Below are 22,944 nucleotides of genomic sequence, written 5' to 3' on the forward strand. Positions count from 1 at the left end.
GGGACTCTGTGGGAGCCGGCTTGCCGGCGATGAGGCCCGAACCAACACCACAAGGAATCGACATGACCGAACCGCTGCTGATCCCCTGCCCCCACTGCAACGGCCTCAACCGCCTGCCCGCCGAACGCCTGGGCGATGCACCCAAATGCGGCCGCTGCAAACAGGATGTACTGCTCGGCAAACCCTTCGACCTCAGCGAAAGCAGCTACGCCAGCCAGATCAAAGGCGACCTGCCGCTGCTGGTCGATGTCTGGGCCGACTGGTGCGGCCCCTGCAAATCCTTCGCCCCCACCTTCGAGCAGGCCGCCCGCCAGCTCAGCGGCCGCTGCCGCCTGGCCAAGCTCGACAGCGAAGCCAACCGCAACCTGGCCGGGCAACTGGGCATCCGCTCGATCCCCAGCCTGATCCTGTTCAGAAATGGCCGCGAAGTCAGCCGCCAGGCCGGGGCGTTGCCACTGCAGTCGTTGCTGGAGTGGCTGCGCAGCCAAGGGGTCTAGGCGTTCTCTTCCAGCAGCGCGTGCAACTCGACGAACTGCTGGGTCAGCTTGTGCCGCGGCTCCAGGTGAATCAGCGGCAAGCTGGCGTGGTGCGACTCGCGCATCTTCACCGAGCTGCCCAGGTACACCGGCAGCACCGGCAAGCCCTCGGCAAGCAGCTCGTCGAGCATCTGCTGGGGCAGGCTGGCGCGGGACTGGAACTGGTTGACCACGATGCCCTCGACCATCAGGTCTTCGTTGTGGTCATCCTTGAGCTCTTCGATTTCCGCCAGCAGGCCGTACAGGGCCTGGCGTGAAAAGCTGTCGCAATCGAAGGGAATCAGCACCCGATCAGCGGCGATCAACGCGGAAACCGCGTAGAAATTCAGCGCCGGCGGGGTATCGATGTAGATCCGCTCGTAATCCTCGTCCAGCTCGTCGAGCAGTTTGCGCAGCTTGTTGATCTTGTGCTTGGCCTCAAGCTTTGGCTGCAGGTCGGCCAGCTCCGCCGTGGCGGTGACCACGTGCAGGTTGTCGAACGGGGTTTCGTAGATATCGACCTTGTTCTTCTTGCTGAACGGCCCGCTGGACAGGCTCTGCTTGAAGAAATCGGCAATGCCCATGGGGATGTCGTCGCCCGTGAGCCCGGTCAGGTACTGAGTCGAGTTGGCCTGGGCATCCAGGTCGATCAGCAGGGTCCGATAGCCTTCGCTGGCGCTCACTGCCGCCAGGTTGCAAGCGATGCTCGACTTGCCCACGCCACCTTTCTGATTGAACACCACGCGCCGCATGAGAGACCTCCGTGTATCAACGAATGACCGAGTATGTGGCGGCGCGCCGGCAATGGCCAGCGGCAATTGCCGCACGCCTTCGGCAGCGCTACCCTGCCCCGCGCAAACCTTCGCCACACACCAGGATGATCGATGACGATGCCCCCGCACCCGCCTGTAACCTTTGGCCAGTCGCCGCTTGCGATCGAGGACGTCCTGGCCGTGGCCGAACGCCGCGCCCCCGTGCAGCTGCAGGATGACAGCGAATACCGCGCGTACATCGAGCGCGGCGCCCGCTTTCTCGACAGCCTGCTGGACAAGCAAGGGGTGATCTATGGCGTTACCACAGGCTACGGCGACTCGTGCGTGGTCGCGGTGCCGCTGGAGCATGTCGAAGCCCTGCCGCGCCACCTCTACACCTTCCACGGCTGCGGCCTCGGGCGCCTGCTCGATGCCAGCGCCACCCGCGCCGTGCTGGCTGCCCGCCTGCGTTCGCTGAGCCACGGGGTGTCGGGCGTGCGCCTGCTGTTGCTGGAGCGCCTGCGCGACTTTCTCGCCCACGACATCCTGCCGCTGATCCCCGAGGAAGGCTCGGTGGGCGCCAGCGGCGACCTGACCCCGCTGTCCTACGTCGCCGCTGCCCTGGCCGGTGAGCGCGAGGTGCTCTACCAGGGGGTACGCCGCAGCAGTGCCGAGGTGCACCGTGAACTGGGCTGGCAACCGCTGGTGCTGCGCCCCAAGGAAGCGCTGGCGCTGATGAACGGTACGGCGGTGATGACTGGCCTGGCCTGCCAGGCCTTCGCCCGCGCCGACTACCTGCTCAAGCTGGCCACGCGCATCACCGCCCTGAACGTGATCGGCCTGCAGGGCAACCCGGAACACTTCGACGAGCGGCTGTTCGCCGCCAAACCCCACCCAGGCCAGGCCCAGGTCGCCGCCTGGCTGCGCCAGGACCTGGCCATCGACGCCCCGCTGCCACCCCTGCACCGCCTGCAGGACCGCTACTCGCTGCGCTGCGCGCCGCATGTGCTGGGTGTGCTGGCCGACAGCCTGGGCTGGCTGCGCGGCTTCATCGAAACCGAGCTCAACAGCGCCAACGACAACCCGATCATCGACGGCGACGCCGAGCGCGTGCTGCACGGCGGGCATTTCTACGGCGGGCACATCGCCTTTGCCATGGACAGCCTGAAAACCCTGGTGGCCAACGTCGCCGACCTGCTCGACCGGCAGCTAGCGCTGCTGGTGGACGTGCGCTACAACCACGGCCTGCCGAGCAACCTGTCGGGGGCCGAGGCCGAGCGGGCGATGCTCAACCACGGCTTCAAGGCCGTGCAAATCGGCGCCAGCGCCTGGACTGCCGAAGCGCTCAAGCAGACCATGCCGGCCAGCGTGTTCTCGCGCTCCACCGAGTGCCACAACCAGGACAAGGTGAGCATGGGCACCATCGCCGCGCGGGACGCCCTGCGTGTGCTGGAGCTGACCGAGCAAGTCGCCGCCGCCACCTTGCTGGCAGCCAACCAGGCCGTGTGGCTACGCGGCCGCAAGGCTGGCAGCCGGCCGCTGCCACAACCGCTGGCGCAGATGCACGAAGCGTTGCTGGAAGACTTCGCCCCGGTGATCGAAGACCGCGCCCTGGAGCGCGAACTGCGCCTGTGCCTGCAGCGCATCGGCGAGCGGCACTGGCCGTTGCACCTCAGCTGACGCCGGACGTCGCATCCGTGACCAGTTCGGCGAAGGCCCTGGCCATCGCCGAACTGCCGCGCTCACGCTGCACCAGCCACACGACCGAAGTCGCACCCTGGTCGAGCAAGGTGCGATAGACCACGCCTTCGATGCGCATGCGCTGGAAGGAGGCTGGCAGCACCGACACCCCGAGGCCTGCGGACACCAACCCGATGATGGTCATCGCCTCGCCCGCTTCCTGGGCGAAGTGCGGGCTGAAGCCGGCTTGGCGCGCCAGGCTCAGCAGCTGCGCATGCAGCCCGCTACCATAGCTGCGCGGGAAGAACACGAAGGGCTCATGGGCCAGCGCGGCCATGTGCACGCCCTGCTCGGTGCCTTCGGCCAGCGGGTGCGAGGCATTGATCACCGCCACCAAGGGTTCGCGAAACAGCTCGGTGGCGACCAGGCCTTCGGGCAGCGGCATCGGCCGCATCAGGCCGATTTCGATGGACTCGTCGAACACCCCGTCGGCGACATCGCGGCTGCTCATTTCCTGAAGGTTCAGGTGCACGGCAGGGAAGCGCTGGCGAAACGCATGGATCGCCTTGGGGATCTTCGAGGTGAAGGGCGCCGACGAGGTGAAGCCGATCTTCATCTCGCCCAACTCGCCCAGCTGCGCGCGGCGTGCCACGTCGGCGGCCTTCTCGACCTGCGCCAGCACCTGCCGCGCCTCGTCGAGAAACAGCCGGCCGGCCTCGCTGAGCTCGACCCGACGATTGGTACGCTCGAACAAGCGCGCCCCCAGCTCCTGCTCCAGGGCCTGGATCTGCTGGCTCAGTGGCGGCTGGGAGATGCCCAGTTGCTGGGCTGCGCGGCCAAAGTGCAGCTCTTCGGCCACGGCGATGAAGTAACGCAAATGGCGCAGTTCCATGATCAGCTCCGAGTAGGTCGCAAAACCTCTTAAATAGGTCGAACAATATATTGGATCTAATCATTAGCCAGCTATATGCTTTTTTTCATTGCGCCAGAGGTACCCGCCCGTGAAAACTGCTGTAGCCCCCCTTCCCGCCGACCCCGAACCTGCCCCGCTGAACGATATCTGGATCGAAAAAGGCACCCCTGCCTTCCTCAAGACCGTGCTGGCCCTGTTCAGCGGCGGCTTCGCCACCTTCGCCCTGCTGTACTGCGTACAGCCGATGATGCCGTTGTTGTCCCAGGAATATTCGATCAATGCCGCGCAAAGCAGCCTGGTGCTGTCGGTTTCCACCGCCATGCTGGCGTTCGGGCTGCTGATCACCGGGCCGATCTCCGACCGCGTCGGGCGCAAGCCGGTGATGGTGTTTGCCCTGCTTTGCGCGGCGCTGTCGACCATGGTCAGCGCGGTCATGCCGAGCTGGGAATGGGTGCTGGCCACGCGGGCGCTGGTGGGCCTGTCGCTCAGCGGCCTGGCCGCCGTGGCGATGACGTACCTGAGCGAAGAGATTCACCCGCAGCACATCGGCCTGGCCATGGGGCTGTACATCGGCGGCAACGCCATCGGCGGCATGAGCGGGCGGCTGATCACCGGCGTGCTGATCGACTTCGTCAGCTGGCACACGGCAATGCTGATCATCGGCGGCCTGGCCCTGGTGGCGGCGCTGGTGTTCTGGAAGGTGCTGCCGGAGTCGCGCAACTTCCGCACCCAGTCGCTCAAACCACGCAACCTGCTCGATGGCTTCGTCATGCACTTCAAGGATGCCGGCCTGCCCTGGCTGTTCCTCGAAGCCTTCCTGCTGATGGGCGCCTTCGTCACCTTGTTCAACTACATCGGCTACCGGTTGCTGGCGGGGCCCTACCACATGAACCAGGCGCTGGTTGGCCTGCTGTCGGTGGTGTACCTGTCGGGCATCTACAGTTCGGCGCAGGTCGGTGCCCTGGCCGACAAGCTGGGCCGGCGCAAGGTGTTCTGGGCCAGTATCGTGGTGATGGCGGGTGGTTTGCTGGTGACCTTGGCTTCGCCGCTGGTGCTGATCATTCTCGGCATGCTGGTGTTCACCTTCGGCTTCTTTGGCGCGCACTCGGTGGCCAGCAGCTGGATTGGCCGGCGGGCGCTGAAGGCCAAGGGGCAGGCGTCATCGCTGTACCTGTTCTGTTATTACGCGGGGTCGAGCGTTGCGGGTACGGCGGGCGGGGTGTTCTGGCACCACTGGGGCTGGAACGGCATCGGGCTGTTCATCGGCAGCTTGCTGGCGGTGGCGTTGGGCGTGGCGCTGCACCTGAGCAGGCTGGAGCCCAAGAAGGCTTGAGCCTTGGGGCTGCCTTGCGGCCCATCGCCGGCAAGCCGGCTCCCACACAGTTCACTGCTGACTTTGTGGGAGCCGGCTTGCCGGCGATGGGGCCTTTGGATCAGTTCACGATCTCGACGATATCCACATCCACTTCACGGCTCATCAGGTGCTTTTCCACCTCGCCGGTCAGTTTCACCTTGGTCTTCTCGTTGAATGGCGTCGGCGGAAGGTCTTCGTTGTCGATCTCGACCGTGATGGTGCCGGTGTTGTCCTTGAACTCGTACTTGTCGTCGTTGTTGATCTTCTTGGTCACGTAGCCCTGCAGCACCACCGGCGTGTCGTCAGCGGCATCCTTGGCGGCGGAAACGGTGGTCACCGGTTGTGCACCTGGGCCTGTGTAGCCAGCGGCCAGGGCAGCAGTGCTGAACAGCGGGGCGAGGATCAGGGCAAAGTAGCGGGCTTTCATGAGGATCGGGTCCTGTTTCGGTTTCGATGGGCCCAGATTACCGACGATCGCTGAATTGAAACTTAATGCAAAAAAAACCCGGCGCCAGGCCGGGTTTCTTGTAGCTGCCATCAGATCACTGATGGTACTGCGCCGACAGCTCGTGCACAGCGTTGATGAACACGCCGGCATGCTCCGGGTCGACTTCCGGGGTGATGCCATGGCCCAGGTTGAACACATGGCCCGAGCCCTTGCCGTAGCTGGCGAGGATACGTGCGACTTCCTGGCGGATGGCCTCTGGCTTGGCGTACAGCACGGTGGGGTCCATGTTGCCTTGCAGCGCGACCTTGTCGCCGACACGGCGGCGGGCATCGCCGATTTCGCAGGTCCAGTCCAGGCCCAGGGCATCGGCGCCGGCTTCGGCGATGCTTTCCAGCCACAGGCCGCCGTTCTTGGTGAACAGGATCACCGGCACCTTGCGGCCTTCGTGCTCGCGGATCAGGCCGCTGACGATCTTGCGCATGTAGGCCAGGGAGAATTCCTGGTACGCCGCCGCCGAAAGGTTGCCGCCCCAGGTGTCGAAGATCTGCACGGCCTGGGCACCGGCGAGGATCTGGCCGTTGAGGTAGCTGGTGACCGACTGCGCCAGCTTGTCCAGCAGCAGGTGCAGGGCTTGCGGGTTGTCGTAGGCCATCGCCTTGGTCTTGCGGAAGTCCTTCGACGAGCCGCCTTCGACCATGTAGGTGGCCAGGGTCCATGGGCTGCCGGAGAAGCCGATCAGCGGCACGCGGCCATTGAGCTCGCGGCGGATGGTGCTGACCGCGTCCATCACGTAGCCCAGGTCTTTCTGCGGATCAGGGATCGGCAGTGCCTCGATGTCGGCGGGGGTGCTGATGACCTTCTTGAAACGTGGGCCTTCGCCGGTTTCGAAGTACAGGCCAAGGCCCATGGCATCAGGGATGGTGAGGATGTCCGAGAACAGGATCGCCGCGTCCAGCGGGTAGCGGTCCAGCGGCTGCAGGGTGACCTCGCAGGCGAACTGCGGGTTCATGCACAGGCTCATGAAGTCGCCGGCCTTGGCGCGGCTGGCGCGGTATTCCGGGAGGTAGCGGCCAGCCTGGCGCATCATCCACACCGGGGTGACGTCTACAGGTTGCTTGAGCAGTGCACGCAGGAAACGATCGTTCTTCAGGGCAGTCATGTCGGCATCCGGCAAAAAAGTGCGGGCATTTTCTCAGACGCCAGCGCAAAAGGCACGGATGAGACCATGCGTTTTGTCTATTGAGTGCCTTGGATCAAGCGATTTTGTATACAAAACTGCCCTGGGGCTGCTTTGCAGCCCTTTCGCGACACAAGGCCGCTCCTACAGTATTGCGCTAATCCAGTAGGAGCGGCCTTGTGTCGCGAAAGGGCCGCAAAGCGGCCCCAGGATCCATCAGACTTCCAGATAGTCCAGGATGCCTTCGGCCGCAGTACGGCCTTCGAAAATGGCAGTCACCACCAGGTCCGAACCGCGCACCATGTCGCCACCGGCAAACACTTTCGGGTTGCTGGTCTGGTGCTTGAACTTGCCCTTCTCCGGCGCCACCACGCGGCCCTGGCTGTCCATCTGGATGCCATGCTGCTCGAACCACGGCGCAGGGCTTGGGCGGAAGCCGAAGGCGATCACCACGGCATCGGCCGGCAGGATCTCCTCGGAGCCGGGGATCGGCTCGGGGCTGCGGCGGCCACGGGCATCCGGCTCGCCCAGACGCGTCTCGACCACTTTCACGCCTTCGACCTTGTCCTCACCGACGATGGCGATCGGCTGGCGGTTGTAGAGGAACTTCACGCCCTCTTCCTTGGCGTTCTTCACCTCTTTGCGCGAGCCCGGCATATTCGCCTCGTCGCGGCGATAGGCGCAGGTCACCGAGCTTGCGCCCTGGCGGATCGAGGTGCGGTTGCAGTCCATCGCGGTGTCGCCACCGCCCAGTACCACCACCTTCTTGCCCTGCATGTCGACGAAGTCTTCCGGCGCCTTTTCGAAGCCCAGGTTGCGGTTGACGTTGGCGATCAGGAAGTCCAGCGCGTCATGCACGCCCGGCAGGTCCTCGCCCGGGAAACCACCCTTCATGTAGGTGTAGGTGCCCATGCCCATGAACACTGCGTCGTACTCGCCGAGCAACTGTTCCAGGGTGATGTCCTTGCCCACCTCGGTGTTCAGGCGGAACTCGATGCCCATGCCGGTGAAGACTTCGCGGCGGTTGCTCAGCACGGTCTTTTCCAGCTTGAACTCGGGGATGCCGAAGGTCAGCAGGCCACCGATCTCGGGGTTGCGGTCGAACACCACCGGGGTCACGCCGGCGCGCACCAGCACGTCGGCACAGCCCAGGCCCGCAGGGCCGGCACCGATGATTGCCACACGCTTGCCGGTCGGCTTGACCTTGGACATGTCCGGGCGCCAGCCCATGGCGAACGCGGTGTCGGTGATGTACTTCTCCACCGAGCCGATGGTGACCGCGCCGAAACCGTCGTTCAGGGTGCAGGCACCCTCGCACAGACGGTCCTGCGGGCACACGCGGCCGCACACTTCCGGCAAGGTATTGGTCTGGTGCGACAGCTCCGCGGCCGCCAGGATGTTGCCTTCGGAAACCAGCTTCAACCAGTTGGGGATGAAGTTGTGCACCGGGCACTTCCATTCGCAGTACGGGTTACCGCAACCCAGGCAACGGTGCGCCTGCTCCACGGACTGCTGCGGCTTGAAGGGCTCGTAGATTTCCACGAACTCTTTCTTGCGCTGGCGCAGGAGCTTCTTCTTCGGGTCCTTGCGGCCCACTTCGATGAACTGGAAGTCGTTGTTCAGACGTTCAGCCATTTTTCAAAACCTCTTTACCGCAGTTGCCAGCCTCGGGCTGCAAGCTGCAAGACGATCACTTGAGCACGACGGGCCCCGCGCACGGGGCCGTCACTTGCAGCTGTTGTTACTGCGGGTTGGCGCGGGTGCTGGACAGCAGTTGCTTGAGGTTGGCCGCCTTCGGCTTGACCAGCCAGAAGCGCCGCACGTAGTCGTCCAGGTTCTCCGAGAGCTCACGCCCCCACTCGCTGCCAGTCTCTTCCACGTACTCGGCAAGGACCCGCGCCAGGTGGCTGCGGTAGGCCTCCATCGCCTCACCACTGATGCGCTGGATTTCCACCAGCTCGTGGTTGAGTTTGTCGACGAAGGTGTTGTCCATGTCGAGCACGTAGGCGAAGCCGCCAGTCATGCCAGAACCGAAGTTGTAACCGGTCTTGCCCAGGACGCAGACAAAGCCGCCGGTCATGTATTCACAGCAGTGATCGCCAGTGCCCTCGACGATGGCGTGGGCGCCGGAGTTACGCACCGCGAAGCGCTCGCCCGCGGTACCGGCGGCGAACAGCTTGCCGCCGGTGGCGCCATACAGGCAGGTGTTGCCGACGATGGCGCTGAGCTGGGTTTTGAACGGACTGCCGGCAGGCGGCACGATGGTGACCTTGCCACCGGTCATGCCCTTGCCGACGTAGTCGTTGGCATCGCCTTCCAGGTGCAGGTTCAGGCCACCGGCGTTCCACACGCCGAAGCTCTGGCCCGCGGTGCCCTTGAAGCGGAAGGTGATCGGCTTGTCGGCCATGCCCTGGTTGCCATACAGCTTGGCGATTTCACCAGAGATGCGCGCGCCGATGGAGCGGTCGCAGTTGCAGATGTCGAGCGTGAACTCGCCACCGGCCTGGTCGCGGATCGCCGGCAGGGCCATGTCGACCATCTTCTCGGCCAGCTCGCCCTTGTCGAACGGCGGGTTCTTGTCGACTTCGCAGAATTGCGGCTTGTCGGCCGGAATGTGCGAGCTGCCCAGCAGCGGCGTCAGGTCCAGGTGGTGCTGGCGCTCGGTGTCGCCCGGCAGCACGTCGAGCAGGTCGGTGCGGCCGATCAGCTCGCCGAGGCTGCGCACGCCCAGCTTGGCCAACCACTCACGGGTCTCTTCGGCGACGAAGGTGAAGAAGTTGATCACCATGTCGACGGTGCCGATGTAGTGGTCCTTGCGCAGCTTGTCGTTCTGCGTGGCCACGCCGGTGGCGCAGTTGTTCAGGTGGCAGATGCGCAGGTACTTGCAGCCCAGGGCGATCATCGGCGCGGTGCCGAAGCCGAAGCTCTCGGCGCCGAGGATGGCCGCCTTGACCACGTCGAGGCCGGTTTTCAGGCCGCCGTCGGTCTGTACCCGCACCTTGCCGCGCAGGTCGTTGCCGCGCAGGGTCTGGTGGGTTTCGGCCAGGCCCAGTTCCCACGGGGCGCCGGCGTACTTGATCGAGGTCAGCGGCGAAGCGCCGGTGCCGCCGTCGTAGCCGGAAATGGTGATCAGGTCGGCATAGGCCTTGGCCACGCCCGCGGCGATGGTGCCAACGCCCGCTTCGGCGACCAGCTTGACCGAGACCAGGGCCTGCGGGTTGACCTGCTTGAGGTCGTAGATCAGCTGCGCCAGGTCTTCGATCGAGTAGATGTCATGGTGCGGCGGTGGCGAGATCAGGGTCACGCCCGGTACCGCATAGCGCAGCTTGGCGATCAGGCCATTGACCTTGCCGCCTGGCAACTGGCCGCCTTCGCCGGGCTTGGCGCCCTGGGCAACCTTGATCTGCAGCACTTCGGCGTTGACCAGGTATTCCGGGGTCACGCCAAAGCGGCCGGTGGCCACCTGCTTGATCTTGGAGCTGCGCACGGTGCCGTAGCGCGCCGGGTCTTCACCGCCCTCGCCGGAGTTGGAGCGCGCACCCAGGCGGTTCATGGCCTCGGCCAGGGCCTCGTGGGCTTCCGGCGACAGGGCGCCGAGCGAGATACCGGCCGAGTCGAAGCGCTTGAGGATCGCTTCCAGCGGCTCGACTTCATCCAGCGCCAGGGCCTGATCGGCCACTTTCACCTTCAGCAGGTCGCGGATCATCGACACCGGGCGCTGGTCGACCAGCGTGGTGTATTCCTTGAACTTGGCGTAGTCGCCCTGCTGCACAGCAGCCTGCAGGGTGTTGACCACGTCCGGGTTGTAGGCGTGGTACTCGCCGCCGTGGACGAACTTCAGCAGGCCGCCTTGCTGGATCGGCTTGCGCGCGCTCCAGGCTTCGGCCGCCAGCAACTTCTGGTCGCCTTCCAGGTCGACGAAACGCGCACCCTTGATGCGGCTGGGCACGCCCTTGAAGCTCAGGCCGACCACTTCTTCGGCCAGGCCCACGGCTTCGAACAGCTGCGCGCCACGGTACGAGGCGATGGTGGAGATGCCCATCTTCGACAGGATCTTCAGCAGGCCCTTGGAGATGCCCTTGCGGTAGTACTTGAACACTTCGTCCAGATCGCCCAGCACTTCGCCGGTGCGGATCAGGTCGGCCAGCACTTCGTAGGCCAGGTACGGGTACACGGCCGAGGCGCCGAAGCCCAGCAGCACGGCGAAGTGGTGCGGGTCGCGGGCGGTGGCGGTTTCCACCAGGATGTTGCTGTCGCAACGCAGGCCCTGCTCGGTCAGGCGGTGGTGTACCGCACCCACGGCCAGCGAGGCGTGCACCGGCAGCTTGCCCGGGGCGATGTAGCGGTCGCTCAGCACCAGCTGGGTCTTGCCGCTGCGTACCGCTTCCTCGGCCTGGTCGGCGATGTTGCGGATGGCCGCTTCAAGGCCGACGCCCTCTTCATAGTTGAGGTCGATCAGGTGACGATCGAAGCCTTCGCGCTCCAGGTTCATCAGCGAGCGCCACTTGGCGGGCGAGATGACCGGCGAGCGGAGGATCACCCGCGAGGCATGCTCGGGGGATTCCTGGAAGATGTTGCGCTCGGCGCCCAGGCAGATCTCCAACGACATGACGATCGCTTCGCGCAGCGGGTCGATCGGCGGGTTGGTGACCTGGGCGAACTGCTGGCGGAAGAAGTCGTAAGGCGAGCGCACGCGCTGCGACAGCACTGCCATCGGCGTGTCGTCACCCATCGAGCCGACCGCTTCCTGGCCCTGCTCGCCGAGCGGGCGCAGCACCTGGTCACGCTCCTCGAAGGTGACCTGGAACATCTTCATGTATTGCTTGAGCTGGTCGGCGTCGTAGCTGGCCGCGCCCTGGTCGTCGGTCAGCGTTGCCTGGATGCGCAGGGCGTGCTGACGCAGCCAGCGCTTGTACGGGTGGCGCGACTTGAGGCGGTCATCGATGGCATCGGTGTCGAGGATCTGGCCGGTCTCGGTGTCGACGGCGAAGATCTGGCCCGGGCCGACGCGGCCCTTGGCCAATACGTCCTCGGGCTTGTAGTCCCACACGCCGATTTCCGACGCCAGGGTGATGTAGCCGTTCTTGGTGGTGACCCAGCGCGCCGGGCGCAGGCCGTTGCGGTCGAGCAGGCACACCGCGTGGCGACCTTCGGTCATGACGATCCCGGCCGGGCCGTCCCACGGCTCCATGTGCATGGAGTTGTATTCGTAGAAGGCGCGCAGGTCGGCGTCCATGGTTTCGACGTTCTGCCAGGCTGGCGGTACCAGCATGCGCACGCCGCGGAACAGGTCGATGCCGCCGGTGACCATCAGCTCCAGCATGTTGTCCATGCTCGAGGAGTCGGAACCGACGCGGTTGACCAGCGGGCCGAGCTCTTCGAGGTCGGGGATCAGGTCGTTGGCGAACTTGGTGCGACGGGCCATGGCCCAGTTGCGGTTGCCGGTGATGGTGTTGATCTCGCCGTTGTGGGCGAGGAAGCGGAACGGCTGCGCCAGCGGCCATTTCGGCAGGGTGTTGGTGGAGAAGCGCTGGTGGAACACGCAGATCGCGGTTTGCAGGCGCTCGTCACCCAGGTCTGGAAAGAAGGCCGCGAGGTCGCGCGGCATCATCAGGCCTTTATAGATGATGGTCTTGTGCGAAAAGCTGCAGATGTAGTGGTCGGCGTCGTGGGCATTGGCCACGGACGAGCGGCGACGGGCACTGAACAGCTTGATGGCGAATTCCTGATCGCTCAGGCCTTCACCGCCGATGAACACCTGCTCGATCTGCGGCAGGCGCTCCAGGGCCAGGCGGCCCAGCACGCTGGTGTCGATCGGGACTTTGCGCCAGCCCACCAGCTTGAGGCCGGCGGCGAGGATTTCGCGGTCCATGTTGGCCCGCGCGGCTTCGGCTTTTACCGGGTCCTGGTTGAAGAACACCATACCGACGGCGTACTGCTTGGGCAGCTCGACGGCGAAGTGCTCCTGGGCCACGGCCCGCAGGAATTGATCGGGCTTCTGCATGAGCAGACCGCAACCGTCACCGGTCTTGCCGTCGGCGTTGATGCCGCCGCGGTGGGTCATGCAGGTCAGCGCCTGCATGGCGGTTTGCAGAAGGTGGTGGCTCGGTTCGCCCGTCATATGGGCGATCAGGCCAAAGCCACAGTTGTCCTTGAATTCTTCGGGATGGTACAGACCTGTTTTCATAGACACTTTCTCACCAGGTTCACCTCTCAACGGAGGTAAATCTCTTTTTAGTACAACCACTTACCATCCACGCCGATCAAATGCCAGCTTTTTTGCGGTGGCCATGGAAAACCATTGTTGCACAGCGACAGCGATACTCACAAATTTTCATGTCTCACCATTGAAAATTTATGTCGCATTTTTGAATGTTTTTGCGCCATGCGCCGTGATAGCGGCTCGGCTCGAGTCTGAAGCGTTTCAGCCATGACTGCAAGGTAGGCTTGTGGCCGGCAGTCTGGGACAGAAAAGCCTGCCGCGCTCGGGCGCAGCAGGCTAGACGAAAGTCAGTAATCGCTCAGCAACTGGGCGGCGGGGTGGTGCCGCCCGGAAGGTATCAGCGGGCCGAAGCCAGCTCTTGTTGGACGCTGGCGACGGTACGTGGCCAAGGTTTACCAGCCTGGACCTTCGCTGGCAAGTTCTTGATTGCAGCTACCGCAGCGTCGCGGTTGGCGAAGCTGCCATAGGTGACCACGTACAGCGGCTTGCCCTGCAGGTTTTTCTTGAAGTAGCGATAGTCGCCACCCTGCGCCTTGACGAAGGCCTGGGCCGACGCCTCGGAGCTGGTGCCGAGGATCTGCACCACGTAGTTGCCCGGTTTCTGGCCTGCGTACCAGCCGCCACCGGTGTTGCCGGCTGCTGGTTTCTCGGCAGGCTTGGCGGCGGGTTTGGCCGTGGCGACCTGGGTCGGTGCCGGGGCCGGCTTGGCAGGAGCAACCGGCTTGGCGGGCTGAGTTGCGACAGGCTTGGGCGCAGGCGCTACCGGCTGCGACGGGGTAGCCTGGGCCATGGTCGGGGCAGGGCCGGCGGCCATGCCTTGCGGCGGCGCGGTGGTGGTCACGGTCGGCGGCGGGTTGCCTGGCTGCAGCGCAGTATTGTCGGCCGGGCCGCCCTCCTCGCCATCACCCATGCCTGCGGCCTGGGCCAGCGGCTCGCGCATCACCGGCTGCGACTGGCCAACCAGCGGCAGCGGCATCGGCTGCGAGGAGCCGGAGAATTCAATGGCCGGGTTGCCGCCGTTCGACTTGCCGTCACCCAAAGGCAGCTGGGCCTGGGCCGCAGGCGCTTCGGCAGGGGCCTTGTCGCCTTTCTTGGGCATGAGCACCGCGGCAGCAACGGCCACCACGACGACAGCAGACAGCGCGAGCACGTGTTTTTTAGGCATCTTGAACCCCATGGTTGGTCGCTTGGCCGTGGTGCGGCTGGCGATCATGGCTTCGATCAAAGTATCGCGGGCGACCTGGTTGATGTTGCCAGGCCAACCGTCGGAGTTTTCATGGATATCGACGAGCTGCTCACGGCTGAACACCTCGATGCCCCGGCCGGCACCTTCCAGGCGCTGCTCCAGGTACTCGCGGGTCTCTTCCTCGCTGTAGGGGGCGAGCTCGATGACGTGGAAGCGTTCCTCCTCGACATGGATCTCCTCCAACCCGGCAATCAGCGACGGCTCACCGAACAGGAACACGTGCGGGCGCCCTTCCGAGACACCTGCCGCCAGTTCCAGCAACGCTTGGAGTGCCGACTCGTCAAGTTGTTCCGCATCGTCCACCAGCAAATAGACTTCCTGCCCGGTCAAGGCCAACTGCACGACCTTGGACAGAATCGCCTGAACTTCGGGCTGGGCGACTTCCAGCGACTGGGCCACCTGGCCCAACACGCTGGCCGCATCGCTGGCGCCGCGGGCCGATACCACCACGCTGAGCACCGACTGCTTGTTGGTGCTCGCCACCAGGGCCTGGCGCAGCAGGGTCTTGCCGCTGCCTACCGGGCCTGTGACCACCAGCATCAACTGGCTGTAACGGGCCAGGTGATGCAGCTGGCCGAGCACAGGCTTGCGCTGGGCAGGGAAGAACTTGAAGCCGGGCACACGCGGCGCGAACGGATCGTGGCTCAACTGATAGTGGTCGAGAAACGCCTCATCGGCATGCAAACTGGTCATTGCGCTGTCACAACCTCAAAGCTGGGCCACGATCGCGCGGTAGTCCGCCGACAGCGTGGCCTGAAGAATCTCTTTCGGATAGTCGTCGGTAATCACGGCCTCGCCGAGCTGGCGCAACAGCACCAGCCGCAGGCGACCATCGAGTACCTTCTTGTCGACCGCCATATGCTCCATGAAATGCGCCGGGGTCATTTCCTGTGGTGGCACCACCGGCAAACCTGCGTCCTGCAGCAGGCGGATTGCTCGATCACGCGCGGGCTGGTCGATCCAGCCCAGGCGCATGGACATCTCCAGGGCCATCACCGTGCCCGCTGCCACGGCTTCGCCGTGCAACCAGACACCGTAGCCCATGTGCGTTTCGATGGCATGCCCGAAGGTATGCCCAAGGTTCAGGGTCGCCCGCACGCCGGATTCGCGCTCGTCGGCGCCCACCACGGCAGCCTTGGCCGCGCACGAGCGACGGATCGCCTCGGTCAGTGCCAGAGGATCGAGGGCGCGCAGGGCCTGCATGTTGGCTTCGAGCCAGCCGAGGAAGGGCTCGTCGCAGATCAGGCCGTACTTGATCACTTCGGCCAGGCCCGCCGACAGCTCGCGTTCGGGCAGGGTCTTGAGGCTGGTGGTGTCGATCAGCACCGCATTGGGCTGGTAGAACGCACCGACCATGTTCTTGCCCAGCGGGTGGTTGATGCCGGTCTTGCCGCCCACCGAAGAGTCGACCTGGGACAACAGGGTGGTGGGCACCTGGATGAAGTCGACGCCACGCTGGTAGCAGGCCGCAGCGAAGCCGGCCATGTCGCCGATCACGCCGCCGCCCAGGGCGATCACGGTGGTGCGGCGGTCATGCCGTGCGGTGAGCAGGCCGTCGAAGATCAGTTGCAGGGTCTGCCAGTTCTTGTGGGCTTCGCCATCGGGGAGAATCACCGGCAGCACCGAATAGGCGCCGAGGGTCTTGCTCAGGCGTTCGAGATACAGAGGCGCGACGGTTTCATTGGAAACGATGGCCACCTGCCGCCCGGCGATGTGCGGCGCCAGCAGTTCAGGTTGGTCCAGCAGGCCTTCGCCAATGTAGATCGGGTAGCTGCGCTCGCCCAGGTCGACCTTTAGTGTCTGCATGTATCCCCACAATGTACTTGGGCGCGGTGTCGGCTGAGCGACCCACGCGGTAACGTTGAACCTCGCCTCGGCGCTGGCCGAGAATAGTCCCGGCTTACCGGGGCGGCAACTGCTGCAAGCGCTCGAGAATGTCGAGCACCACCATGCGCGGCGGCCGTTCGTCGGTTTCCACCACCAGGTCGGCGATCTCACGGTAGAGCGGGTCGCGTGTTTCCAGCAGGGCGCGCAGGGTCGCCTCCGGGTTGGCGGTGCGCAGCAACGGCCGGTTGCGATCGCGCGCGGTACGCCCGACCTGCTGTTCTACCGACGCGTGCAGGTAGATCACCCGCCCGCCAGCGTGCAGCGCCTGGCGGTTTTCCGCACGCATGACCGCGCCACCACCGGTGGCCACGACCACGCCATCGAGCGCGCAGAGCTCGGCGATCATCGCCTGCTCACGGTCACGGAAGCCCGGTTCGCCTTCTCTATCGAAGATCCACGGGATGTTGGCGCCGGTACGCAGTTCGATTTCCTTGTCGGAATCTTTGAACAGCAGACGCAGCTCTTTGGCCAACAGGCGCCCGATGGTGCTCTTTCCAGCGCCCATGGGCCCTACAAGTATCAAATTTCGCACAGAATCAACGACTCACAGCAATCGCCTGGTCACTCATGATACGCGGAGTCAGGAAGACCAGCAGCTCGGATTTTTTCTCTTGTAATGCATCGCGTCGAAACAGCCGCCCAACATACGGCAGATCGCCAAAAAATGGCACCTTGTCGACCACATTGTTTTGCGTGGTCGAATACACCCCGCCAATGACGATGGTTTCACCGTCGGCCACTCGCACCTTGGCATTGACCTCGTTCTTGCGGATCGGCGGCACATCGTTCAAGGCGTTGACGAAGTCTGGCTCATCCTTGGTCACCCTGACCGCCATGATGACCTTGCCGTCCGGGGTGATCTGCGGAGTGACTTCGAGCGACAGCGAGGCCTCCCTGAACGAAACCGAGGTGGCGCCATTTCTGCTGGTCTCCTGGTAAGGCACCTCGGTGCCCTTGATGATCCGGGCCGTTTCCTTGTCTGCAGTGACCACCTTGGGCTGGGAGATGATCTCGCCATTGCCGCTCTTTTCCATGGCGCTGAGCTCAAGGTCGAGCAACACGTCACCACGCAGCAGGCCCAGCCCCACCGCCGAGCCGGGCCGCTCCACGCCCAGGTCGACGAACACATCCTTGCCCACCCGCGCGACCTCCTCATGCAAGGCGCCACCCCAGCGCACACCCAGGCTTTTTTCATAGTCGACATTGGCCTCGACGATACGCGCCTCGATCACCACCTGGCGCACCGGCACATCCAGTTGTGCCACCAACCGCCGCAACTCGGCCAGGCGCTCTTCGGGCTGGTGCGCCACCAACGTATTGGTGCGCGCATCCACGCTGAGGCTGCCGCGCCCGGTAAGAATGCCGTCGTCGGCCAGCGTTGCCTGCAGCAGTTCGGCAAGCTCGGCAGCATCGGCGTGGTGGATGGCCAGCAGTTCCCGGCGCAAGGGCGGCAACTGAGCATCGAACGCCTGCCCGAAAGGCTGTTCGGCCAACTCACTCGCGGGCGCCACCAGCAGCACATTGCCTTCTTCACGTCGCACCAGCCCCTTGCTGTGCAACACCAGTGCCAGGGCCTGATCCCAGGGCACATCCTCCAAGCGCAGGGTGATGTTGCCTTGAACCGTGTCGCTGGCAACCAGGTTGATGCCCACATAGTCGGCCAGCACCTGTAGCACCGAGCGCACCTCGACATCCTGGAAGTTCAGCGAAACAGGCTCTCCCTTATAAGACGCTGCCAGCCCCCACTGAACCGGTGCCAGCAGCATCAACATCCCTGTCGCCAACCTTTTCATCACCACTTGCCTCCCTGTCGGCGCCCTTCCTGAGCGCCAAGAACGTGGTGCGCTCGTGCCACTCGCCGGCTATGAACAGCCGTTCGCGCACCTCCACCTGCTGCTCATCAATACGTACCACCACCCCCTCATCGCGCCCCAACCGCTCGCCGCAAAGCACGCGATACAGCCGGCCGGCGCAAGCCAGCAGCGCCTCGTACTCGCCCCTGCGCGACAAGCTTCCGACCATCACCAGCTGCGCCAGGGGAACGTTGCCGAGCCCTGCCTGGGGAGCACGGCCCGACCAGGCAGCGAAGGGGTCGAGGGCTGGAAGCTGGAACTGCGCTCGAGCCGGTATCTGCGCCAGCCAGGCGGGGTCCGGTAATGACGCATCTGCCTGGTAAGCGCTCACTTTCAAACGCAGCCGGATCAACCCAGGCTTGCCCGGAGCGCCATGCCAGTGCATTTCTTCGACACGCAGCAGGCGCAGTTGCCCAAGCCAGTCTTCAAGCCACATACGCAATGCCGGATAACGGCCCACCACCTGCACATCCAACGGGGTTTGCCGATAGCCCGACTGGGGCAGCACCTCAAGTACATCCAGTTGCTCGAATTGCAGGCCCCGCGCCTGCCCCGACGCTGCCAATTGCTCAAGCAGGTCACTCATGCGCTCACCTGCCGCGAGCTGCCACTGAATACCCTGCAACTGCCGTTCGGCTTCGGCCAGTTCGCCCTGGCGCTGCTGCAAGGCCCGCACCTCGCTGGCCTTGCTGGCGTGCTCAAGCTCCAGAGCCGCTTGCCTTGCCTGCTCATCGGCCTGAAGTTGCTGCCAACCCGGCAGGCGTATCAGGGCGCCGAGTGCAAACACCACACAGGCCACGGTCACGGGTAGTAGATAGATGGAACCCTGCCAGCGCTCGACCAACCCTTGCCAGCCCCGCAGCTTCACGACAAGGCCGCCGGCATCAGCGCCACCAGTTGAAACGCTTCGCCAACCGCTGTGCTTTGCACCCGCTTGAGTTCAAGCTCGCGCAGGCCATCTGCACGCTCGAGTTCACGCATGAACTGCGCAACCAGCGCAGAAGAAGAGGCCAGGCCGGCAATTTCCAACCGCGAGCGCTCGAACTTGAGCTCGGTGAGCTGAACACCTTGCGGCAACGCTCGCTCCAGATCGGCGAGCAGCGCGACCACATGCCCCTGGCCAGCGCGCAGGTCTGCCAGCGCAGCGCTTTGCGCACGCACCTGTTCATACGCCTGGTCGATAGGTGCGTATTGCTCCAACTGCTCGCCCAGCTTCGTCATGGCGACTTGCCGCGCGCTATTGCCAAAGGCCTGCCGCTGAGCGCGTTCGCGTGCCAATTGGTCCATCAGCAACACACCAAAAAGCGCGATGACTGTGCTGCCAAGCAACAACAGGCGCAGGCGGCGCAAGGCGGCCAGGCGCTGCCGTTCACGCCACGGCATCAGGTTAAGACGCAACATCAGCGCAACCCTCCCAGCGCCAACGCGCAAGCCAGGCTGCCCTCGCTACAGTCGAGCCCTGCTACCGCTGGCAGCATGCGGCACGGCACACCCAGCTGGTTGCTCAGTGCTGCGAGCCAGTCGTGCTGCTCCGGTGCAGTGCCGCAAATCAGCAGTTCATCCAACTGCACCCCGCCAGCAAACAGCTCGGCAAGCCGCTCGGCCCAGGTTTGCCCTGGCAACTCGTGTCGCTGTGGCAGCCCGCCTTGCGACCAGCCATAGAGTGTTGCACCACCGGATTCCAAGCAGAGCAGCGCAGAAGTCGTCGCACAATGCGCCGGCAACAGCCGGTGCAAGGCGACGCTGTCGACCTCCACCGCATCCAGTTGCAAGCCCGCGCCTTCGAACAGCAACTCCAGTGGCTGCAACGTGCTTTGCCGGCAGGCAGCGACTACCACATCTCGATGATCCGGCCGCCCCGAGCTCACGCCTCTGACCTGAAAATCAATCACCAGGTCGTCCAGAGGAAAAGGGAACAACGTATCTGCATCGGCCAGCAACTGCGCCTCCATTTGCGCTTCAGCCTGGCTTGCGGGTAGCTGGCACAGCTTGATGATGACCTGGGAGGCGGGCAATGCCACCGCGACCCGGCGCTGACGGCTGCCGCTGCGCCTGTAGGCGCCACGCAGGGCGGCTTCGACACGCCCCGGATCCTGCTGCCAGCTACCGGCTGCAAACGGCTCGAATGGTTCACGCCCCCAGGCCACCCGCTCGCAGCGCCCGCCATGCCGGCGTACCTGCATGATTTGTACGCAATCAGGGGTAATTTCCACCCCCAACAGTGAACCGGCATCCTTGCCCCAGCGTCCAAGCATCGCTGTTTCCTCGTAGCAGCCCTTAACCCGCAGCAGCGCCAGCCATTGACAGCCGGACGGTGCAGCGGGCCGCCTGGCCGGTCACCCGGCGAGGCGAAAAATGCTTATAATGCCCAGCGTTTTTCGTCCGCCGGCCCCGTGCGCAATTCACCCCTCAACACTGGACACCCAAAAGCCTTGATACGCCTGCTGAAGTTCTTCTGGTGGTCTTTCGTCGCAGTCATTAGCGCGCTCGTACTCGGTGTGAGCGGTGCGTTTCTGTATCTTAGCCCTAGCCTGCCGTCGGTCGATTCGCTCAGAAGCATCCAGTTGCAGATCCCCCTGAGGGTGTACAGCAGCGATGGCAAGCTGATCGCCGAATTCGGCGAAATGCGCCGCTCGCCGATCCGCTTCGCGGAAATTCCCCCACAATTCATCCAGGCGCTTCTGTCGGCCGAGGACGACAACTTCCTCAACCACTACGGGGTAGACCCGAGCAGCCTGATGCGCGCCGCCACCCAGCTGGTGAAAACCGGCCACATCCAGACCGGCGGCAGTACCATCACCATGCAGGTGGCGAAGAACTTCTTCCTCACCAGCGAGCGCAGCTTCTCGCGCAAGACCAACGAAATCCTCCTGGCGCTGCAGATCGAACGCGAGCTGACCAAGGACGAGATCCTCGAGCTGTACGTCAACAAGATCTACCTGGGCAACCGCGCCTACGGCATCGACGCTGCGGCGCAGGTGTACTACGGCAAGTCGATCCGTGACGTGAGCCTGGCGCAGATGGCGATGATCGCCGGCCTGCCCAAGGCCCCTTCGCGTTTCAACCCGCTGGCCAACCCGGTACGGGCGAAAGAGCGCCGCGACTGGATCCTCGGCCGCATGTACAAGCTGGGCAAGATCGACGAGGCCAGCTACCAGGCAGCCCTGGCCGAGCCGCTGAACGCCAGCTACCACGTCCCGACGCCGGAAGTGAATGCGCCCTATGTCGCCGAAATGGCCCGCGCAGAGATGGTCGGCCGCTATGGCAGCGATGCCTACACCGAAGGCTTCCGCGTGACCACGACAGTGCCGAGCGACATGCAGGAAATGGCCAACAAGGCCGTCCTCAATGGCCTCTCGGACTACGACGAGCGCCACGGCTACCGTGGCCCCGACGCGCGCTTCCCGGGCAAGACCCACGCTGCCTGGCTGCAGGAGCTGAGCAAGCAGCGCACCCTCGGCGGCCTGGAGCCGGCCATCGTTACCGGCGTCGACAAGAGCGGCCTCAAGGTGCTGACCCGTGGCGGCGAAGAAGAGCACGTGGCCTGGGAAACCATGAAGTGGGCGCGCCCGTTCATCAACAGCAACTCCCAGGGCCGTGCGCCGCAATCGCCAGCTGACGTGGCCCAGGTCGGCGACCTGGTGCGCCTGCAGCGCCTGGACGACGGCAAGCTCAAGTTCAGCCAGGTACCCGGCGCGCAGAGCGCGCTGGTGACCCTCGACCCATACAACGGCGCCATCCGCGCCCTGGTCGGCGGCTTCTCGTTCGAGCAGAGCAACTACAACCGCGCCATGCAGGCCAAGCGCCAGCCGGGCTCGAGCTTCAAGCCGTTCATCTATAGCGCGGCACTGGACAGTGGCTATACCGCCTCCAGCCTGGTGAACGATGCGCCGATCGTGTTCGTCGACGAGTACCTGGACAAAGTCTGGCGGCCGAAGAACGACACCAACACCTTCCTTGGCCCGATCCGCATGCGCGAAGCGCTGTACAAGTCGCGCAACCTGGTGTCGATCCGCCTGCTGCAGGCCATGGGCGTGGACCGCACCATCGACTACATCGCCAAGTTCGGCTTCAACAAGCAGGACCTGCCGCGCAACTTGTCCCTGGCGCTGGGCACGGCGACGCTGACGCCGATGGAGATCGCCACGGGCTGGAGCACCTTTGCCAACGGTGGCTACAAGATCAACCCGTACCTGATCGAGCGCATCGAAAGCCGCAACGGCGAGACCCTGTTCACCGCCAACCCGGCGCGCGTGCCGCAAGGCAGCGAAGACCACGCCGGCCTCGCGGCGCCGGAGCAGCCGATCAGCACCGCGGCACTGCCTGGTGAAGCGCCTTCGGCCTACGGCCAGGTTGCTCCTGCCCCACAGGTACCAGTCACCGCCGAGCAGATCATCGACGGGCGCACCACCTATATCCTCACCAGCATGCTGCAGGATGTGATCAAGCGTGGTACCGGCCGCCGGGCGCTGGCCCTGGGCCGCACCGACCTGGCGGGCAAGACCGGCACCACCAACGAGTCCAAGGACGCCTGGTTCTCCGGCTACAACGCCGACTACGTCACCACCGTATGGGTCGGCTTCGATCAGCCGGAAACCCTGGGCCGCCGCGAATACGGTGGCACTGCGGCGCTGCCGATCTGGATGAGCTTCATGGGCGCGGCGCTCAAGGACAAGCCCAACCACCCGCCGGCAGAACCGGAAGGCATCCTCAGCCTGCGCGTGGACCCGATCAGTGGCCGCGCGGCATCGCCAAGCACGCCGAATGCCTACTTCGAGCTGTTCAAGGCCGAAGACTCGCCGCCATCGGTGGATGAGCTGGGCAATGGCGCAGCACCGGGCAGCCCGCTGCCGGCCGATGAAGCGGCGCCGATGGATCTGTTCTGACCGCAAGGGC

17 protein-coding genes are annotated in these 22,944 nt (G+C 64.6%); 4 read left to right on the forward strand and 13 right to left on the reverse strand.

Features of this window, described 5'->3' with window-relative positions:
• The first annotated feature begins 62 nt into the window (after positions 1-62).
• On the forward strand, positions 63-497 hold the full coding sequence (gene trxC, locus ACIPG5_RS04930; RefSeq protein ID WP_176510913.1) for a thioredoxin TrxC: 435 nt from the start codon (positions 63-65) through the stop codon (positions 495-497).
• Here the strand turns inward: trxC and ACIPG5_RS04935 are convergent.
• Positions 494-1,267 carry a ParA family protein gene (locus ACIPG5_RS04935; RefSeq protein WP_176510914.1) on the reverse strand — a complete coding sequence of 258 codons (774 nt, stop codon included), beginning with the start codon at positions 1,265-1,267 and terminating at the stop codon, positions 494-496. The genes trxC and ACIPG5_RS04935 overlap by 4 nt on opposite strands.
• A 132-nt stretch (positions 1,268-1,399) precedes the next feature.
• On the opposite strand from ACIPG5_RS04935, the gene hutH reads away from it, so the two are divergent.
• Positions 1,400-2,947: a histidine ammonia-lyase gene (gene hutH / locus ACIPG5_RS04940; RefSeq protein ID WP_401373612.1), complete on the forward strand. Its 1,548-nt coding sequence runs from the start codon at positions 1,400-1,402 to the stop codon at positions 2,945-2,947.
• Here the strand turns inward: hutH and ACIPG5_RS04945 are convergent.
• Complete coding sequence (locus ACIPG5_RS04945; protein WP_401373614.1) at positions 2,940-3,839, reverse strand: LysR substrate-binding domain-containing protein; 900 nt, start codon at positions 3,837-3,839, stop codon at positions 2,940-2,942. The two genes, hutH and ACIPG5_RS04945, sit on opposite strands and share 8 nt — an antisense overlap.
• A 109-nt stretch (positions 3,840-3,948) precedes the next feature.
• Between ACIPG5_RS04945 and ACIPG5_RS04950 the strand changes: the two genes are divergently transcribed.
• A complete protein-coding gene (locus tag ACIPG5_RS04950) occupies positions 3,949-5,193 on the forward strand; it encodes an MFS transporter (protein ID WP_286915455.1) in 1,245 nt (414 codons plus the stop codon).
• Positions 5,194-5,293: 100 nt separating this feature from the next.
• Here ACIPG5_RS04950 and ACIPG5_RS04955 read toward each other — a convergent pair whose 3' ends face one another.
• The 11 genes from ACIPG5_RS04955 to pilM form a co-directional block, all read right to left on the reverse strand.
• Positions 5,294-5,641 carry a YgiW/YdeI family stress tolerance OB fold protein gene (locus tag ACIPG5_RS04955; protein ID WP_176510918.1) on the reverse strand — a complete coding sequence of 116 codons (348 nt, stop codon included), beginning with the start codon at positions 5,639-5,641 and terminating at the stop codon, positions 5,294-5,296.
• Between the two features lie 115 nt (positions 5,642-5,756).
• A complete protein-coding gene (hemE, locus tag ACIPG5_RS04960) occupies positions 5,757-6,821 on the reverse strand; it encodes a uroporphyrinogen decarboxylase (protein WP_176510919.1) in 1,065 nt (354 codons plus the stop codon).
• A 234-nt stretch (positions 6,822-7,055) separates the two neighbouring features.
• Positions 7,056-8,474 carry an FAD-dependent oxidoreductase gene (locus ACIPG5_RS04965; protein WP_176510920.1) on the reverse strand — a complete coding sequence of 473 codons (1,419 nt, stop codon included), beginning with the start codon at positions 8,472-8,474 and terminating at the stop codon, positions 7,056-7,058.
• Positions 8,475-8,580: 106 nt separating this feature from the next.
• Positions 8,581-13,026 (reverse strand): glutamate synthase large subunit, encoded by a 4,446-nt coding sequence (gene gltB, locus ACIPG5_RS04970; RefSeq protein ID WP_401373617.1) that lies wholly within the window; start codon positions 13,024-13,026, stop codon positions 8,581-8,583.
• A gap of 373 nt (positions 13,027-13,399) precedes the next feature.
• Positions 13,400-15,001 (reverse strand): AAA family ATPase, encoded by a 1,602-nt coding sequence (locus ACIPG5_RS04975; protein ID WP_176510922.1) that lies wholly within the window; start codon positions 14,999-15,001, stop codon positions 13,400-13,402.
• Positions 15,002-15,016: 15 nt separating this feature from the next.
• Positions 15,017-16,114 (reverse strand): 3-dehydroquinate synthase, encoded by a 1,098-nt coding sequence (gene aroB, locus ACIPG5_RS04980; RefSeq protein WP_176510923.1) that lies wholly within the window; start codon positions 16,112-16,114, stop codon positions 15,017-15,019.
• 94 nt (positions 16,115-16,208) lie between these two features.
• On the reverse strand, positions 16,209-16,727 hold the full coding sequence (gene aroK / locus ACIPG5_RS04985; RefSeq protein WP_176510924.1) for a shikimate kinase AroK: 519 nt from the start codon (positions 16,725-16,727) through the stop codon (positions 16,209-16,211).
• Between the two features lie 4 nt (positions 16,728-16,731).
• Positions 16,732-17,967, reverse strand: a complete 1,236-nt coding sequence (locus ACIPG5_RS04990) for a type IV pilus secretin PilQ (RefSeq protein ID WP_401373620.1) — start codon at positions 17,965-17,967, stop codon at positions 16,732-16,734.
• The gene (locus ACIPG5_RS04995; RefSeq protein ID WP_401373756.1) at positions 17,918-18,910 is read right to left on the reverse strand and encodes a pilus assembly protein PilP; all 993 of its coding nucleotides are present in this window, start codon (positions 18,908-18,910) and stop codon (positions 17,918-17,920) included. The genes ACIPG5_RS04990 and ACIPG5_RS04995 overlap by 50 nt, the downstream gene beginning before the upstream one ends.
• Positions 18,911-18,912: 2 nt before the next feature.
• Positions 18,913-19,479, reverse strand: a complete 567-nt coding sequence (locus tag ACIPG5_RS05000) for a PilN domain-containing protein (protein ID WP_401373622.1) — start codon at positions 19,477-19,479, stop codon at positions 18,913-18,915.
• Positions 19,449-20,303, reverse strand: a complete 855-nt coding sequence (gene pilM, locus ACIPG5_RS05005; protein ID WP_401373624.1) for a type IV pilus biogenesis protein PilM — start codon at positions 20,301-20,303, stop codon at positions 19,449-19,451. The genes ACIPG5_RS05000 and pilM overlap by 31 nt, the downstream gene beginning before the upstream one ends.
• Before the next feature lie 180 nt (positions 20,304-20,483).
• Here pilM and ACIPG5_RS05010 point away from each other — a divergent pair, with 180 nt between their 5' ends.
• Complete coding sequence (locus ACIPG5_RS05010; RefSeq protein ID WP_401373758.1) at positions 20,484-22,934, forward strand: penicillin-binding protein 1A; 2,451 nt, start codon at positions 20,484-20,486, stop codon at positions 22,932-22,934.
• Positions 22,935-22,944 lie beyond the last annotated feature (10 nt).

The organism is Pseudomonas sp. NPDC087029 (assembly GCF_044745345.1).
In the GTDB taxonomy this organism is placed as follows: domain Bacteria; phylum Pseudomonadota; class Gammaproteobacteria; order Pseudomonadales; family Pseudomonadaceae; genus Aquipseudomonas; species Aquipseudomonas faucium.

What these genes read in the sequence shown, in the direction of transcription:
- ACIPG5_RS04935 (WP_176510914.1), bottom strand. Translation starts at nt 1,267, where the DNA reads ATGCGGCGCGTGGTGTTCAATCAGAAAGGTGGCGTGGGCAAGTCGAGC.
- gltB (WP_401373617.1), bottom strand. Translation starts at nt 13,026, where the DNA reads ATGAAAACAGGTCTGTACCATCCCGAAGAATTCAAGGACAACTGTGGC.
- hemE (WP_176510919.1), bottom strand. Translation starts at nt 6,821, where the DNA reads ATGACTGCCCTGAAGAACGATCGTTTCCTGCGTGCACTGCTCAAGCAA.
- pilM (WP_401373624.1), bottom strand. Translation starts at nt 20,303, where the DNA reads ATGCTTGGACGCTGGGGCAAGGATGCCGGTTCACTGTTGGGGGTGGAA.
- trxC (WP_176510913.1), top strand. Translation starts at nt 63, where the DNA reads ATGACCGAACCGCTGCTGATCCCCTGCCCCCACTGCAACGGCCTCAAC.
- ACIPG5_RS04990 (WP_401373620.1), bottom strand. Translation starts at nt 17,967, where the DNA reads ATGTTGATGCTGCTGGCACCGGTTCAGTGGGGGCTGGCAGCGTCTTAT.
- ACIPG5_RS04955 (WP_176510918.1), bottom strand. Translation starts at nt 5,641, where the DNA reads ATGAAAGCCCGCTACTTTGCCCTGATCCTCGCCCCGCTGTTCAGCACT.
- ACIPG5_RS04945 (WP_401373614.1), bottom strand. Translation starts at nt 3,839, where the DNA reads ATGGAACTGCGCCATTTGCGTTACTTCATCGCCGTGGCCGAAGAGCTG.
- aroB (WP_176510923.1), bottom strand. Translation starts at nt 16,114, where the DNA reads ATGCAGACACTAAAGGTCGACCTGGGCGAGCGCAGCTACCCGATCTAC.
- hutH (WP_401373612.1), top strand. Translation starts at nt 1,400, where the DNA reads ATGACGATGCCCCCGCACCCGCCTGTAACCTTTGGCCAGTCGCCGCTT.
- ACIPG5_RS04975 (WP_176510922.1), bottom strand. Translation starts at nt 15,001, where the DNA reads ATGACCAGTTTGCATGCCGATGAGGCGTTTCTCGACCACTATCAGTTG.
- ACIPG5_RS04965 (WP_176510920.1), bottom strand. Translation starts at nt 8,474, where the DNA reads ATGGCTGAACGTCTGAACAACGACTTCCAGTTCATCGAAGTGGGCCGC.